16 protein-coding genes are annotated in these 14871 nt (G+C 71.2%); 9 read left to right on the top strand and 7 right to left on the bottom strand.

Annotated features, from left to right (window positions below; all coding sequences use genetic code 11):
- The first annotated feature begins 73 nt into the window (after positions 1-73).
- The 6 genes from ACTWPP_RS12250 to ACTWPP_RS12225 all read left to right on the top strand — a co-directional run bounded on the left by ACTWPP_RS12250 (position 74) and on the right by ACTWPP_RS12225 (position 6406).
- A complete protein-coding gene (locus ACTWPP_RS12250; RefSeq protein WP_443104319.1) occupies positions 74-1336 on the top strand; it encodes a Rieske 2Fe-2S domain-containing protein in 1263 nt (420 codons plus the stop codon).
- Positions 1336-2283, top strand: a complete 948-nt coding sequence (locus ACTWPP_RS12245; protein WP_443104318.1) for a hypothetical protein — start codon at positions 1336-1338, stop codon at positions 2281-2283. The genes ACTWPP_RS12250 and ACTWPP_RS12245 overlap by 1 nt, the downstream gene beginning before the upstream one ends.
- Positions 2276-3577, top strand: coding sequence for a M20 family metallopeptidase (locus tag ACTWPP_RS12240; RefSeq protein ID WP_443104317.1), 1302 nt, complete (start codon positions 2276-2278; stop codon positions 3575-3577). The genes ACTWPP_RS12245 and ACTWPP_RS12240 overlap by 8 nt, the downstream gene beginning before the upstream one ends.
- Complete coding sequence (locus tag ACTWPP_RS12235) at positions 3574-4443, top strand: alpha/beta fold hydrolase (protein ID WP_443104316.1); 870 nt, start codon at positions 3574-3576, stop codon at positions 4441-4443. Before ACTWPP_RS12240 ends, ACTWPP_RS12235 begins: the two co-directional genes overlap by 4 nt.
- A gap of 138 nt (positions 4444-4581) precedes the next feature.
- Positions 4582-5433: an alpha/beta fold hydrolase gene (locus tag ACTWPP_RS12230; RefSeq protein ID WP_443104315.1), complete on the top strand. Its 852-nt coding sequence runs from the start codon at positions 4582-4584 to the stop codon at positions 5431-5433.
- A gap of 100 nt (positions 5434-5533) precedes the next feature.
- A complete protein-coding gene (locus ACTWPP_RS12225; RefSeq protein WP_443104314.1) occupies positions 5534-6406 on the top strand; it encodes an IclR family transcriptional regulator in 873 nt (290 codons plus the stop codon).
- Positions 6407-6575: 169 nt separating this feature from the next.
- On the opposite strand, the gene ACTWPP_RS12220 is transcribed toward ACTWPP_RS12225, so the two are convergent.
- The 6 genes from ACTWPP_RS12220 to ACTWPP_RS12195 form a co-directional block, all read right to left on the bottom strand.
- The gene (locus ACTWPP_RS12220) at positions 6576-7073 is read right to left on the bottom strand and encodes a flavin reductase family protein (protein WP_443104313.1); all 498 of its coding nucleotides are present in this window, start codon (positions 7071-7073) and stop codon (positions 6576-6578) included.
- Between the two features lie 7 nt (positions 7074-7080).
- Positions 7081-8289, bottom strand: coding sequence for an acyl-CoA dehydrogenase family protein (locus tag ACTWPP_RS12215; protein WP_443104312.1), 1209 nt, complete (start codon positions 8287-8289; stop codon positions 7081-7083).
- A 26-nt stretch (positions 8290-8315) separates the two neighbouring features.
- The gene (locus tag ACTWPP_RS12210) at positions 8316-9812 is read right to left on the bottom strand and encodes an aldehyde dehydrogenase family protein (RefSeq protein ID WP_443104311.1); all 1497 of its coding nucleotides are present in this window, start codon (positions 9810-9812) and stop codon (positions 8316-8318) included.
- Positions 9809-10207 (bottom strand): YybH family protein, encoded by a 399-nt coding sequence (locus ACTWPP_RS12205; RefSeq protein ID WP_443104310.1) that lies wholly within the window; start codon positions 10205-10207, stop codon positions 9809-9811. The genes ACTWPP_RS12210 and ACTWPP_RS12205 overlap by 4 nt, the downstream gene beginning before the upstream one ends.
- A gap of 77 nt (positions 10208-10284) precedes the next feature.
- Positions 10285-11331, bottom strand: coding sequence for a LuxR C-terminal-related transcriptional regulator (locus ACTWPP_RS12200; RefSeq protein ID WP_443104309.1), 1047 nt, complete (start codon positions 11329-11331; stop codon positions 10285-10287).
- A 262-nt stretch (positions 11332-11593) separates the two neighbouring features.
- Positions 11594-12616, bottom strand: coding sequence for a DNA polymerase IV (locus tag ACTWPP_RS12195; RefSeq protein WP_443104308.1), 1023 nt, complete (start codon positions 12614-12616; stop codon positions 11594-11596).
- Between the two features lie 249 nt (positions 12617-12865).
- Here ACTWPP_RS12195 and ACTWPP_RS12190 point away from each other — a divergent pair, with 249 nt between their 5' ends.
- The 3 genes from ACTWPP_RS12190 to ACTWPP_RS12180 are packed head-to-tail and all read left to right on the top strand — an operon-like array spanning position 12866 to position 14250.
- Positions 12866-13261 (top strand): ArsR/SmtB family transcription factor, encoded by a 396-nt coding sequence (locus ACTWPP_RS12190; RefSeq protein WP_443104307.1) that lies wholly within the window; start codon positions 12866-12868, stop codon positions 13259-13261.
- Positions 13194-13676 carry an SRPBCC family protein gene (locus ACTWPP_RS12185; RefSeq protein WP_443104306.1) on the top strand — a complete coding sequence of 161 codons (483 nt, stop codon included), beginning with the start codon at positions 13194-13196 and terminating at the stop codon, positions 13674-13676. Before ACTWPP_RS12190 ends, ACTWPP_RS12185 begins: the two co-directional genes overlap by 68 nt.
- Positions 13663-14250 (top strand): TIGR03086 family metal-binding protein, encoded by a 588-nt coding sequence (locus ACTWPP_RS12180; RefSeq protein WP_443104305.1) that lies wholly within the window; start codon positions 13663-13665, stop codon positions 14248-14250. Before ACTWPP_RS12185 ends, ACTWPP_RS12180 begins: the two co-directional genes overlap by 14 nt.
- Here ACTWPP_RS12180 and ACTWPP_RS12175 read toward each other — a convergent pair.
- On the bottom strand, positions 14244-14867 hold the full coding sequence (locus ACTWPP_RS12175; protein ID WP_443104304.1) for a TetR/AcrR family transcriptional regulator: 624 nt from the start codon (positions 14865-14867) through the stop codon (positions 14244-14246). The two genes, ACTWPP_RS12180 and ACTWPP_RS12175, sit on opposite strands and share 7 nt — an antisense overlap.
- Positions 14868-14871 lie beyond the last annotated feature (4 nt).

Below are 14871 nucleotides of genomic sequence, written 5' to 3'. Positions count from 1 at the left end.
GTGTTCTGCTCGTCTCACCGACGCGTGGTGGCCCGTCACCGCGCCGGACTGAGATCGGACAGAGGAGAGGCCGATGGTCGCAGAGCCCCCCGCCCAGCCGGCGCCCGCCGCGCGGAGGCCGGGCGCCGGGACTCCCCGGCGTTCCCGCCGCGGCCGGCTTCCGGGACGCCAGGACTGGTCGACCTGGCCGCACTACCAGGCGGCCGAGCGGGGTTTCCGCGGCTACTGGTACCCGGTGGCGTTCTCGTCGAAGATCACCGGCAGGCCCACGGCCGTGACGCTCCTGGGGGAGCGCATCATGGTCATGCGCGACCGCGGCACCGTCTACGCGCTCAAGGACCGCTGCCCGCACCGCGGCGTTCCGCTGAGCCACGGCGACCAGCAGTTCCCGGGGACCGTGTCCTGCGTCTACCACGGGTGGACGTTCGACCTGCGGAGCGGTGACCTGGTCGCGGCGATCACCGACGGCCCGTCCTCGCCGATCTGCGGCAAGGTCACCCAGCCGACGTTCGAGACCGCCGAGCGCCTCGGCATGGTCTGGATCTTCGTGGGGGACGGCGAGGACGCGCATCCCATCGACGAGCAGCTGCCCGAGGAGCTCGTCGACAACCCCGCCGTCGTCGGCGTGCGGCTCCAGCGCCGCGCCGGCGACTGGCGCTTCGCGGTGGAGAACGGCTACGACGAGGGCCACGCGAAGTACCTCCACCGCACCTCGCTCTGGCGGCTGTTCAAGCCGATGCCGGTGCACAACGACACGCGCATCGTGAAGCGCGGCCGCTGGATCTACCGGGTCCAGGACAGGCAGTACTGGGAGGCCGACTTCCCCGGTCTCGGCAAGTGGAGCGGTCAGGCGTGGTACAAGCTGAGGCCGCCGAAGGAGAACGCCGGGAACAGCAACATCGGCAACACCGGCGGCTCCCAGAAGGTCGATGAGACGATCGCCGCCCAGGACTTCCCCGGGTTCGCGTCCGTCTCGATGCCCGGCGTGCTGCGGATCGCCTACCCGCGCTTCATCCACTACGAGTTCTACGTGCCCGTCGACGCCGGCGAGCACCTGTACGTCGGCGTGATGGCCGGCTTCCGGCGGGGCATCCGGACGCTGCCGTTCTACGCGAAGTACCTGGGCGCGGTGCGCTGGCTGTTCCACGGCCAGTTCTCCGGCCAGGACAAGTGGATGGTCGAGGTGACCGACGCTCCGCCGGAGCGCCTCTACCGGCCCGACGACTCCCTGCTGCAATGGCGCAGGCTCGCCGAGGACGTGACCAAGGCGCGGACCGGCCAGCTGCGGGCCGAGGGCCTGACCGGCGAGGACCCAGAACCGGAGGCCGTACCGTAATGGCGCGCATCGTCCTGGGCGTCGGTGCCTCGCACTCGACGCTCATGAACACCCACTGGGACGAGGTCGAGCACGTCGATCGTGCCGAGCGGTTCCGCGACGCCCTCGGCGAGGCCCGGGACGCGGTCGCCGGCGCCCGCCCCGATGTCGCGGTCATCGTGGGCTCGAACCATTTCCGCGGGTTCTGGCTCGACCTGATCCCGTCGTTCACCCTCGGGGTGGACGAGGTGATCGCCTCCGGCGAGTCCGGAACGCCCAAGGGCCCGCAGCGCACCGACCCCGAGTTCGCGCAGGCCCTCGCCGAGGACCTGGTCGACCACGGGACGGAGGTCGCGATCTCGGCGAGGATGCAGATCGACCACGGCCAGTCGCAGGCGGTGCAGTACGTGCTGCGCGACCTGGAGATCCCGATCGTCCCGCTGGTGATCAACGTGTTCGCCGCGCCGCTGCCGCGGATGAGCCGGTGCGTCGAGCTGGGCAGGGGCATCGCGCGCGCCATCGAGGCGATGCCCGGCGACGTCCGCGTCGTGGTCATCGCCTCTGGCGGCCTGTCCCACCGGCTGCCCTGGCCGGTCAGCTGGCGGAGCCCGGAGAACGACGACGAGGAGTTCCTGGTCGAGGCGTGGCGCAACGGGCGGGGCGACTGGGAGAAGTACGACGAGCGGCGCAGGCAGATCATCACGTCGGCGCAGCCGGTGATCTCCCCCGAGTTCGACGCGGAGTTCCTCGGAGCGCTGGAGCGCGGAGAACTCGCGAGGTACGGCGGCTGGAGCACCGAGCAGATCGAGGCGGCGGCCGGCAACGGCGGCCAGGAGCTGCGGGCCTGGATGACGATGGCCGCCGCGCTGGGGTTCGCGCCGGGGAGGGGGCTGGCGTACTCCGAGATGCCCGAATGGCTGACCGGGATGGGCGTGGCCGTGATCCCGCCGGAGGCCACCCGTGACTGAGCTACTCACCGCCGTGCTGCGGCGAATCACCCCGGAGCGGCTGCGGGCGGCGGCGCTCGGGGCCACCTCGATCCCGAGCCCCACCGGCCGTGAGGGCGCGCTGGCCGGGTGGCTGGCGGAGGAGCTGCGGGGGTCCGGGATCGACGGCCGGGTGCAGTCCATCGACGCCGAGCAGGCCAACGCGGTCGGCCGGGTCCGCGGTTCCCGCACGGGCACCGACCTGATGCTCTACGCCCCGATCGACTCCCTGACGACCGGCGACCCGGCCGAGGACGTCCCATGGATCGGTCCGCACCTGCGCCCGGACATGCTGCCGGACGGGGTCGCCGACGGCGACCTCGTGCAGGGCTTGGGCGCGGGCAACCCCAAGGGCCACGCGGCGTGCGTCCTGGTGGTAGGGCAGGCCTACGCGGAGGCGGTCGCCGAGCTCGGGATCGTGCCCGCCGGAGACCTGGTGCTGGCCTTCGGCGCCGGCGGCATGCCGACGAACGCGATCGGCGCCGGCCGGGCGAACACCGGGCACGGGGCCGGCGCGTCGTTCCTGCTCGAACGCGGCTGGTACACCGACCACGCGATCATCGCCAAGCCCGGCGACTTCGTCGCCCATGACGAGGTCGGCCTGTGCTGGTTCGAGATCGTCGTCCACGGCGTCCACACCTACGTCGGCAGCCGGCACCGGTTGCCGTACTCCAACCCGATCGTCTCCGCGGCCGAAGTGGTCACCCGGCTCGAACGGTGGCTCGCCGGGTTCCCGGCACGGCACCGGACGGCGACGGCCGCGCCGCAGGGCGTCATCGGGTCGATCGCCGGTGGATGGGAGCGCATGCCCGCCGTCACCCCGGCGGCCTGCCGGCTGCGGCTGGACATCAGGCTCGCGCCGGGGCAGCGCCCCCTCGACGTCCGCCGGGAGCTTTCGGCCTTCCTGGCCGAGGTCGGCGCCGAGACGGGCATCAGGCTCGCCTGCGAACTGGTCAACCACGTCCCCGCGTCCTTCACCGACCCCGGATCGTGGGTGATCGAGGAGGCGATCCGGGCCTGGGAGGCGGCCTCCGGCCGCCCGCACCGGGCGGTTCCGGACAACAGCGGCGCCACCGACGCCAACATCCTGCGGGCGCGCGGCATACCCACGGCCCGGGTCGGGATGCCGAAGGTCGTGCCCGAGCACGGCGCGGCCGACTTCGCCCTGGGGATGAACACGGTGGCCGTGACGGCGATGCGCCGCCTGTGCGAGGTGCTCGCCAGGGTCGCGGTGGCCAACGCGCTGCGTAGCGAGGGAGACGAGGAGACCCGATGACCCGAATGCCGGAGGGGACGTTCATCAAGGCCGGCGGCGTCCGGTATCACTGCCTGGAGATGGGATCCGGCCTGGACACCGTCCTGCTGCACGGGGGCGGTCCCGGCTGTACCGGATGGAGCGACTTCGGGCAGGTCGCGCCGCTGTTCGCCGCCGACCGCCGGGTCGTGATCCCCGACATCCTGCAGTACGGCAAATCGGAGAAGTGCCGGATCACCGGTCCGATGTGGGACTTCCACGCGGCCAAGACCGTCGCGCTTCTCGACGCGCTGGGCATCGGCCGCGCCGACTTCGTGTGCAACTCATGGGGCGGGACCATCGCGTTGAACCTCGCCGCCAGGTACCCCGAGCGGACCCGGTCGCTCGTGATCACCGGCAGCATGCCGGTCTTCTATGGCCCGCTCGCCCCGCTTCCCGAAGACGGCCGCCGCGGACGCAACGCCCGGGACCGCTATTACGGCGGTGAGGGGCCCACCAGGGAGAAGATGCGTGACCTGATCACCCGCCTGGAGTGGTACGACGGGTCGCGGCTGCCCGAGGAGACCCTGGACCTGCGCTACGAGCAGAGCCTCGACCCGCGGGAACGGGAACTCGCGGCGATGTCGGACTCCCCCCGCGGCGACTGGCAGGACCTCACGGCCGAACTCGGCCGGATCCGGGCGCCGACGCTGTTCATGTGGGGCCGGGAGGACGCCTTCCTCACCCCCGACTATCCGATGATGCTGGCCCGGATGGTGCCCCGGGGGAACCTGCACGTGATGGACCACGTGTCCCATCACCTGCAGGAGGAGCAGCCCGAGCGCTACCACGCCGTCGTCGCCGCCTTCCTCGCGGACGTGGCCCGTCAGAACGCCGAGCAGGAGTGAACGTGAAGAAGATGTCGATCGCGGTGGCCGCCGCCGGCCTGATCGCGGTTCTGGCGCGGCGGGCGGCCCGCCGAAGCAACACCCAGGTGCACCGCATCAACCAGCCCTGAACCGTCCCCGCTGAAGATTGGTCATGCCATGTCCATCTGGACAGAACTGTCGCCGATTCCGTTCGCCGTCTCCTACGTCGACGCCGCCGGCGTCCGCACCCGGGCCCTGCAGGCCGGTTCCGGGGCACCCGTGGTGTTCCTGCACGGCACCAGCGGACACCTGGAGGCGTTCGGCCGCAACATCGCCTCCCACGCCGAGCGGTACCGGGTGCACGCCATCGACATGCTCGGGCACGGCTACACCGGCAAGCCCGCCCACCCCTATGAGATCCCGCACTACGTCGAGCACCTGATCGGGTACCTCGACGCCGTCGGCGTCGAACGCGCGCACATCGTCGGAGAGTCGCTCGGCGGCTGGGTCGGTGCCCGGACGGCCGTCGACCACCCGGACCGCGTTGCCAGCCTCCAGCTCCTCTGCGCCGGCGGCACCGTCGCCAACCCCGAGGTGATGAAACGGATCGACGGCAGTACCCGGCAGGCCGTGGCCACGGACGACGTCGAACTGACCCGCGAGCGGCTGCGGCTGCTCATGGCCTCCGCCGCCGACGCCACCGAGGAACTCGTCGACGTCCGGCACCGGATCTACCATCGGCCCGACTTCGCCGCCAACATCGACAACCTGCTGTCCTTGCAGAAGATGGAGATCAGGCTGCGCAACCTGCTCACCCCCGGGCAGATGGCGCGGATCACGGCACCGACACTGATCGTGTGGGGCCGGAAGAACCCCTTCGGCGACGTCCCGGAAGCGCAGGCCATGCACGAGGCGATCCCCGGCTCGCAGCTGGAGTTGTTCGACGACACCGGCCACTGGCCCCAGCACGAGCAGGCCGCCCGCTACAACCCGCTCAGTCTGGAGTTCCTCGCCAAGGCCTCGGGCTGACGCGCGCCCCGCGGTTCGACGCCGGCCGGGCGCACCCCGCTGGTCCGCTAAATGGAACCCGTCCGTTGACATGGCTATTTTGCCAGGTCAACATCGGTCCATGGACGCCGCGAGAGATTTGATCATTCAGTCCGAGCTGCTCGGACGACACCCGGCAGGTGGCGTCCCCGAACCCGACGGCCCCGGCGGAGGTCGACCGGATTCCATGCACGGCGCACAGGAGCTGGCCGCCGAAGGCAGCAGCGTGCTGGGCAAGGTCCAGCTCATCCTCGAAGCCTTCGGCCTCGACGACGAAGCGCTCGGCCTGTCGGAGCTGACGCGCCGGACCGGCCTGGCGAAGGCGTCGGTGCACCGGCTCAGCCAGGAGCTGGTGCACTGGGGGTTCCTGGAGCGGCGCCACGGCAAGTACAGCCTGGGCATGCGGTTGTTCGAGATCGGCCAGCGGGTCCCGCGGCAGCGCATCCTGCGGGACCTCGCCCGGCCGTTCATGGAGGATCTGCTGCAGGCCACCGGCCAGACCGTCCATCTCGCCGTCGTCGATGGGCTGGAGGTCCTCTACCTGGAGAAGGTCTCCGGGCACGCGCAGGTCGGCCGGCCGTCCCGGGTCGCCGGGCGGATGCCGCTCCACTGCACCGCGACCGGCAAAGCCCTGCTGGCCTTCGGGCCGCGCCGCCTCTTCGACGAGGTCGTGGCCGCACCGCTCGCCCGGACGACCCCTCGCACGACGGTCGCTCCCGGCCTCCTGGACCAGGAGCTTCAGCGCGCCCGCGAACTCGGGTACGCGGTGGAGTACGAACAGGCCCGCATCGGATACATGAGCGTCGCCATCCCGCTGGCCGGCGCGACCGGCGCCACGGTCGCGGCCCTGTCGGTCACCGGCCCGGTCGCCCCCGCCAAGGCCGAGCGCTATGCGAGCTTGCTGAACATGGCGGGCCGCAGGGTGACCAGGCTGCTCAGCGCCCAGGACGTGTGAGCCCGGACTGCTGACATGGGAGTCCGGCCCTGGGTCGCGCGGTGTGGTGGCCAGTGAAACGAGAGCGGCACGGGCACCGGTGGAGATTCCGGTGCCCGTGCCATGCGCGTCGATGGTCGACAGGACGCGGTTCTCGGCGCGTCGCCGTCACCTCACCGCGTCTTCCTCCTCAAACCGGCGCCAGCCTGCGGAACCGGCTGGTGTGGAACACCAGCGGAGGGGTTTCCGGCCTGGCGAGCAGGCCGCGGACCTCCAGGAGAACGATCACGTGATCGCCGGCCGGGATCTCGTCATGGAGGCGGCAGTCCAGCCATGCGGTCGCGTCGAGGACGAACACTCCCCCGCCCGGACGGTGCTCCCAGTCGACCCCGTCGAAGCGGTCGCCCTCCTTGCGGGACAGGCGCATGCAGGCCTCGTTGTGGCTCTCGGCGAGCACGCTCAGCCCGAGCCGCGGCGCGTGCCGCAGCTTCGGCCACGTCGCCGAGGTGTCCTGGACGCATATCGACACCAGGGGCGGCGCCAGCGACACCGCGGTGAACGAACTCGCCGCCATGCCGGTCGGCGTTCCGTCGACCAGGGCGCACACCGCCGTCACCCCCGACGGGAAGCACCCGAAGGTCCGCCGGAGCGCGACGACGTCCTCGGTGACCTCCTGCAACTCGACCACCCGCTCGTCAGGCCGTGGCCAGTGAGGGGGCCTGCGCCGGGTCCAGCCCCATCGTGATCAGGCCGGCCATCTCGGCGCTGGCGTAGGCGTTCGGCGGCATGATCGCCGCGGTGGTCACGTCGCGCAGCATGCGCTCGTACCCTCGGGGCCGCATCAGGGCGTTCAGCCCGCCCGCGGTCGTGCCGAGCTCGATGACCCGTCCGATCGCGTCCGCGAGCATCAGCTTCGCCTGCAGATAGGCGTGGCAGGTGCCGAGACCCGGGCCGGCCGTGTCCGCCTTCCACGCGGCGCGGTACATCATCAACCGTGCGGCTTCGACGTGCGTCGACAGGCGCCCGATCGCCGAGCTGATCGTCGGGTGGTACCCCATCGGCTGGGCGTATCCCTTCGCCTTCCGCGTGCCCAGGTTCTCGACCAGCCAGGTCACCATCGCCTCGACGAGCCCGAGGTAGCAGCCCGTGTAGCCGCCCCAGCTGACGGCCGCCTGAGCGACGATCCAGTTGTTGACGAAGTCGTCGATCGGCCCCAGTACGAGCTCCGCGGGGACGTGCGCGTTGTCGATGCTCACCTGGTTGCTGCGCGTCGCCCGCATCCCGAGCGTGTCCCAGACGTCGGTGACCTCGATGTGCCCCGGCTGCGCCACCGGGAGCAGGAACGCGATGACCAGTGCCGGATCATCGATCCAGTCCGGGCGGGCGAACATGAAGGCGTAGTCGCTCGCCTCCCAGATCGAGGCGTACATCTTGGTCCCGCTGACCCGCAGGCCGCCGTCGGCGGTGCGGGTGGCCGTCATCGTCGGCAGGAACGAGCCCGGCAGGAGGCTGGACGAGGACGGCTCGGACAGCGGCGCCGAGATCAGCGCACCATCGTCGATCACCAGCGAGGCCACATGCTTCCTCGCCGCGGCGTCGAACGACGGCAGCTCCCCCACAAGGCGCGTGGCCACGTAGTGCATGTTGAACCCCAGGGCCGTCGAGGCATCGCCCTGCGCGAGCTGCTCGACCGTCGCCAGCCACGCCGCCGACCGCACGCCGAGCCCGCCCAGGTCGGCGGGAAGTCCCGCTCCGTACAGCCCCGCCGACCGCAGTGCTGCGAAGTTCTCCTCCGGGATCCGGCGCTGTTCGTCGGCGCCGGCCGCGCTCCGCGCCAGCACGCCCGCGAGCTCTTTCCCGATCTCCGCCATCCGCCGGCTTTGTTCGTCTAGCTGGAAGTCCATGGTTCCTCCACGTTCGGTGTGGCGCGTCAGTCCCACATCGGGGGACGCGCGGTGTCGAGACTGACGTTGACGACCTTCGTGGCCTGGTACTCGGAGATCGTCTCCGCGGCGCCCTCGCGGCCGAAGCCGCTGGCCTTGACACCGCCCTGCGGCTGACCGAGGGGAGTGGCGAACCAGGTGTTGACCCAGACCATCCCCGCCTGGAGGCGTCCGGCGATGCGGTGGGCCCGTGCCAGGTCGGTCGTCCACACGCCGCAGGCGAGCCCGTAGGCCACCGAGTTCGCGCGAGCGACGGCCTCGTCCTCGTCCGACCAGCGCTCGACGGTGAGGACCGGCCCGAAGAACTCCTCGCATGAGGCGCTCGTCCCGCCGTCCGGGTCGGTCAGGACCGTCGGCCGGTAGAAGGCGCCGTCGCCGAACTCACCGCCCAGATCGGGGACACGGTGCCCCGCGCGCACGGTGGCGCCCTCGGCGACGGCCTTGTCGACCGCCCGCACGACACGATCACGGTGAGCGGTGCTGATGAGCGGGCCGACCTGTGTCGACGCGTCGAGCGGGTCGCCGACACGGACGCGGTCGGCGCGTGCCGCGATGCGGTCCACCAGTTCGTCGTGCACGTCGGCGTGGGCGAGGAGGCGGGACGCGGCGAAGCACACCTCGCCGTTGGCGGCGAAGATCCCGGTCAGCACGTCGTCGGTCAGCGTGTCGAGATCGGCGTCCGGGCCCACGATGAGCGAGCCCTTGCCTCCCAGCTCCATGAGGGCGGGGGTCAGCCGGGCACCCGCCCGGCTCAGGACCGTCCGCGCGCTCGCCGTGCCGCCGGTAAAGCTGATCTTGGCGATGCGCGGGTCGGTGACCAGCGCGTCGCCCGTGGTGGCGCCCAGGCCCGTGACCACGTTGACGACCCCCGGCGGCAGCAGGTCCGCGATCGCCTCGACGAAGCGGACGGTGCTCACCGACGCCAGTTCCGACGGTTTGACCACGATCGTGTTGCCCGCCGCGAGGGCCGGCGCCAGTTTGTGGGCGATCGAGATGAGCGGCGAGTTCCACGGAACGATCGCGGCGATGACACCGAGCGGCTCCCGCCTGGTGTAGACGTGCGAGGTTTCCGGCGCCCCCTGGACCGTCTCCCCGTGGACGCCCCTCGCCATCCCCGCGAAGTACCGGAAGATCTCCGCCGCGGTCGGCACGTCGATCAGCTCCGCCTCACGGATCGCCCGCCCGTTCTCGGTGGCGAGCAGCGCCGGCCAGTCCCCCGCCGTCGCCGCCAGCCGATCGGCTATCGCCCACAGCACGGCCTGCCGGTGCGCCAGGGAGGTCGCCCGCCACGTCTCGAACGCCGCCGCCGCGGCCGTGACCGCCTCGGCCACGACCGCCGCGTCGCAGTCGGCGACGTGCGCCCACGTCCGCCCCGTCGCCGGTTCGACCGCCGGGAGGACCTCCGGCACCGGTCGCGCCTCGCCGCCGACGATCGCCGGCAGGGGCCGGTCGATGGTCAGCCGGCCCGTCCCGACCGTGGTCACGAGTCGAGTCCTATGTGGACGGAGTGGAACGGGTTGTCGATCACGATGCGCCACGTGCCGTCCGCCCGACGCCGGAAGACGTTCGAGTCGATCGCGCTCATCTCGACCGGCTCACCATCGGGTCCGGTCCCGGACAGCTCCCACCGGAGCGCGACCAGGACGATGTCGTCGGCCTCGACCCGGTGCAGCTCCTCGATCTTCAGGTGCGGCTTGAGTTCGAGGAACTCCCCCAGGGCCGCGCGAAGCTGGACCATGCCGCGAGCCGGCTCGGTACCCGGCCCGGTCTGGAAGACCGTGTTCTCGTCCCAGACCGACAGCGCGGTGTCCAGGTCTCCGGCGTTCATCGCCTCGATGAACAGATCGTTGAGCTCAGTGACACTGTTGTGTGATCCCATGCCGTGAACGATATGAATCGTTCATCCCGTGCACATCGCCCGTTTACGGGAACGCGCGGGGTCACCCGAAAGTGGGATCACCGAAGCAGCAAACCCGCCAGCTCCACCCGGGAATGCACGCCGAGCTTCAGATAGATCGATTTCAGATGGTGTTTGACGGTGTTCGGACTGATATGCAGCTGTCCGGCTATCTCGTGGTCGCGCCGCCCGACGGCGACGAGCTCCGCGATGGCGGCCTCACGGTCGGTGAGGAGACGGCGCAGCGCGGGCGCGGGCGCCGGTGCGGGAGATTCCGCCGACAGGATCGACACGATCACCGAGGGACGCTCGGGCAGGGGCGCCGACGTCACGGTGATGTCGGTCGCCGCGTCCTTCCCGGCGGGGTGCGCCGTCAGCCGCCTTGTCGCTTCGCCGCCGTCGATCGCCGCGTCGAGGAAGGGCCACGCGTCCTCGGCGGCGTCGAGCAGCGCACGCGCGGGCCGGTTCGCGTAACGCTCGGCCCGCTCCAGGTCGGTGACGACGATCGCCTGCCCGCTCGCCTCGAGCGCGCCCCACCACGCCGCCCGCTCGGCGTCGATCGCCATCACCAGATCCGTCGCGGCGACCGCGGCCTGGAACATCATCGCCGCCACGGTCGCCCTGCGCCGATCGCCGTCATCGAAGGAGGGCTCGCCGCCGTTGCGGGCGAAATTGATGGTGCCGACGACCTCCCCGCCACTGATCAAGGGCGCGCACATCACGTGCGCCATGTCGTAGTGCCGGAACAGATCCTGGACTATCGGCGCCCGCCGCCACTGGTCGGCGGGCTTCACGAGAGAATCGTCCCAAGCACGCCGCGCCGCCATCGCCCCGCGCAGCACCGGGTCGACGGCCCGGCCGAACTGCTCGTAACGATGCGCGTAGAACCGGCTGAGCCCGCGTACCGCCGACGCCCGGGGCCTGCCCGTCCGCGGATCGAACAGGTAGAGGCCGTAGGCGAACGACGGGACATGACCGGCGACCCAGTCGAAGTAGCGATCCTGCAACTCGTCCAGGCCCCTGGCGGTGACGAGCCCCGCCAGCCCGGAACTCAATCGCTCTTCGTCGGCGGCCATCGCGTCGCCGACATGGATGTCGTCGCCCATCCAGCGAGTATGCGCCGCCGATATGCCGCCGCGCTAGGCGGCACTGCCGGTGATTTGTCGGTACACCTTCTGCGTCGCCTCCACAATGGGCGGCTCGGTCCACTCAGCGGACCGAATGTGAGTGTCCGCAAATTGTCCATCGTGGACCTGATGTGCGGCTGGACGCAGCAGCACCCCGGCCGCATCGAGGCCTGGCGCCGCCGGTTCGACGGCTGAAGCACCGCCGCCGGCTCGGGACGCGGCGAGTCCGGCCGCCGTCTGGTCAGCGTGTGAACAGGGCGCGGACGCCCAGCAACCGTACCGGCCGCCGATCGGTGAATCCGTCCAGCGCGGCGAGGGCGGCCTCCTCGATCCGGGCCGCATCGGTCGCCGGCGCCTCCAGCGCCCGGCCGTGGGTGCGGGTGAAGAAGGGCGCGTAGCGGACTTTGACGATGACGCGGGTCACGTGCCTCCCGTCGGCGGTCACGTCGCCGGCGACGCGTCGTGCCAGGCGGGCGACCTCCCGGCGCACGTCCTGCCACTCGCGCAGGTCCCGCTGGAACGTGGTCTCCCGGCCGAGCGAGCGCGGGACGTACGGCGCGTCGCTCACCGGCGAGTGGTCCTCGCCCCGGGCCAGCCGCACCAGCCACGGGCCGATCGTGGGGCCGACGTCCTCGGCCAGGGCGCCCGGATCGGCCGCCGCGAGGTCGCCGACGGTGACGATGCCCAGCCCCCTCAGCCGCTTCGCGGTCTTGGCCCCGATGCCCCACAGCGCATCGGTCGGCCGGTCGCCGAGCACCTCCGGCCAGGTCTGCCGGGTGAGCCGGAAGACCCCGGCCGGCTTACCGAAACCGGTCGCCAGTTTGGCCTGCAGCTTGTTCTGCCCGATGCCCACCGTGCATTCGAGTCCGGTCGCCTCGTACACCCGGTCACGGATCTCGTGGGCCACCGCCTCGGGGTCGTCGCCGTCGACGGCCAGGAACGCCTCGTCCCAGCCGAGCACCTCGACCACGGCGTCGAAGCCGCGCAACGTCGCCATGACCTGGGTCGAGGCGGCCTCGTAGGCTTCCCGGTCCACGGGCAGGAACACCGCGTCCGGGCATCGTCGCACCGCCGTGCGCAGCGGCAGCCCGGAGTGCACGCCGTAGGCGCGGGCCTCGTACGACGCCGTGCTGACCACGCCGCGCTTGGCCGGATCACCGTCACCGCCGACGACGACCGGCCGGCCGCGGAGTTCGGGGTGGCGCAGCACCTCGACGGCGGCGATGAACTGGTCCAGATCGACATGCAGGACCCAGAGAGCCACACCTCATTCTTGCTCTACCAGCGCGAACGCGGCCAACCCGATCATCGTGACCGCACGGCGGCCCCTCGATGGGCCCGCGGGCAGCACGGGCCGGGCGCGGATGTGGCTCTGGTGGGCCTCGTGGTCACCTCCGGACGAGCTCGACCAGACGCACCGGCATGTAAGCAGCACTTTCAACCGATCGGTTGACAGGGGTGCGACCCGCGGACTACGCTTTTTTCAACCATTGAGTTGAAAACTGGAGGGGCGATGACCACGGACACGCTGTCCCGAGTCTTCGCCGCCCTCGCGGACCCGACCCGGCGCGACATGGTGGCCCGGCTCTCGGAGGGCGAGGCGACCGTGAGCCAGCTCGCCGGGCCGTACCGGATGACGCTGCAGGCCGTCTACAAGCACCTGCGGGTGCTCGAGGACGCCGGGCTCGTCAGCCGGCCACCAGGGCCGCAGCCCCGGCCGGTGCGCCTGGAGGTCCAGGCCTTCGACCTGATGGACACCTGGATCGAGCGCCACCGGGGCCGCGTCGAGCAGCGCTACCGCCGCCTTGACGCCGTCCTGGCGGAGATGAAGGGAGACGAACATGAACAAGATCACGGAGACGGTCATCGAAGCCGACCCGGGGCTGCCGGTCATCCGGACGACCCGTGACTTCACGGCGACGCCCGAGCGGCTGCTCCGCGCCCACACCGATCCCGCGTTGTTCGCCCGGTGGGCGGGTCCGGACGCCACCGCCACCCGGATCGAGCACTGGGACGCGCGCACCGGCGGCAGCTGGCGGTACGTCTCGGTGCACGAGGGCACGGAGTACTGGTTCCACGGCTGCTTCCACGAGGTACGGCCGGACCGCATCGTGCAGACCTTCACGTTCGAGGGCGATCCCGACGGAGTCGCGCTGGAGACGCTGTGGTTCGAGGACCTGGGCGAGGGCCGTACGCGGCTGCGGACGCAGTCGCTGGTCGATAGCTTCGAAGGCCGCGACGCGTGGCTGCGCAGCGGTATGGAGGTCGGTGTCGACGAGGGTTACGCCAAGCTCGAGAGGATGCTCGCCGATGGGACTGTCTGACCGCCCGGCCGAGCGGCACCGGCAGGTCGCCGGGCTGTTCACGGACCGCGTGCGCGGTACCCGGTCCTGGGACGCGCCGTCCCCGGTCGCCGACTGGACCGCGCGCGACGTCGTGCGTCACCTGACCGATTGGTTCCCCGGCTTCCTGGCCTCCGGCGCCGGCGTCGAACTCCCCCGCGGACCGTCGGTGGACGAGGACCCCGTCGCCGCGTGGCGGGTCCACTGCGACGGTGTGCAGGCGCTGCTGGACGATCCGGAGACCGCGCACCGGAAACTCACCAACCCGCACATCGGCAGCCTGCCCCTGGACACCGCGATCGACCAGTTCTACACCGCCGACGTGTTCATGCACACCTGGGATCTCTCCAGGGCCACCGGCCAGGACGACCGGCTGGACCCCGACTTCTGTGCGCAACTCCTCGGGGGAATGGAGCAGATGGAGGAGATCCTCCGCTCCTCCGGCCAGTACGGCGCCCGGGTCGAGGTACCCGGCGATGCGGACATCCAGACCAAAATGCTGGGTTTCATCGGCCGGGACCCGTTCTGGCCGGACCGCACCCCGCACGCTCAGTGATGAGCGTGCAGGGATGCCGGTGATCGGGACAGCGCGGGGGCCAGCCATCGGTTGAGGAGGGCACGGAGCTGCGCGTCTTCCTGGGGCGGGTCGCTCGGATGCTGCAGCAACGACGCCAGGAGCCGCATGATGATCTCGGCGAGGCCGTTGAGGTCGTCCTCGCCGACGCCGGCGGCTTCCCAGTCGACGGGATAGCGCCGCAGCATCTGGGCGCCGTATGCGATGGTGTCCCCGGTGGTGGCCCCGCGTCCGAACGCGCCGGAGTCCCCGACCTGCAGCAGCAGGCTCAGCCGCGGCTCGGCCGGGATGGTCCGCACGCAGAAGACCATGCCCTCGACCACCGCCTCGGCCGGATCGGTGATCCCCTGGAGGTGGGCGACCAGCTGATCGACGAACGACTCCGCGCCCTGGGCCGCCACCTCGCCGATGATGTCGCTGATCCGGTCGAAGTGGCGGTAGACGGTCTGGCGGGTGACGCCGAGCTCGTTCGCGACGTCGGACAGGGTCGTCTTCGCGACGCCGTGCCTGTCGAGGCAACGGGCGGTTGCGTCGATGATGCGCTGCCGGGCCTCGGCATTTGACGCGGGAGGTCGACCTCCCCAGCCGTGGTGCGACATGATC

Source organism: Actinomadura sp. 3N407, assembly GCF_052245875.1.
Lineage (GTDB): Bacteria > Actinomycetota > Actinomycetes > Streptosporangiales > Streptosporangiaceae > Spirillospora.
Note: the sequence above shows the minus strand (reverse complement) of the source record. Positions and strands in the feature narration are given on the sequence as shown.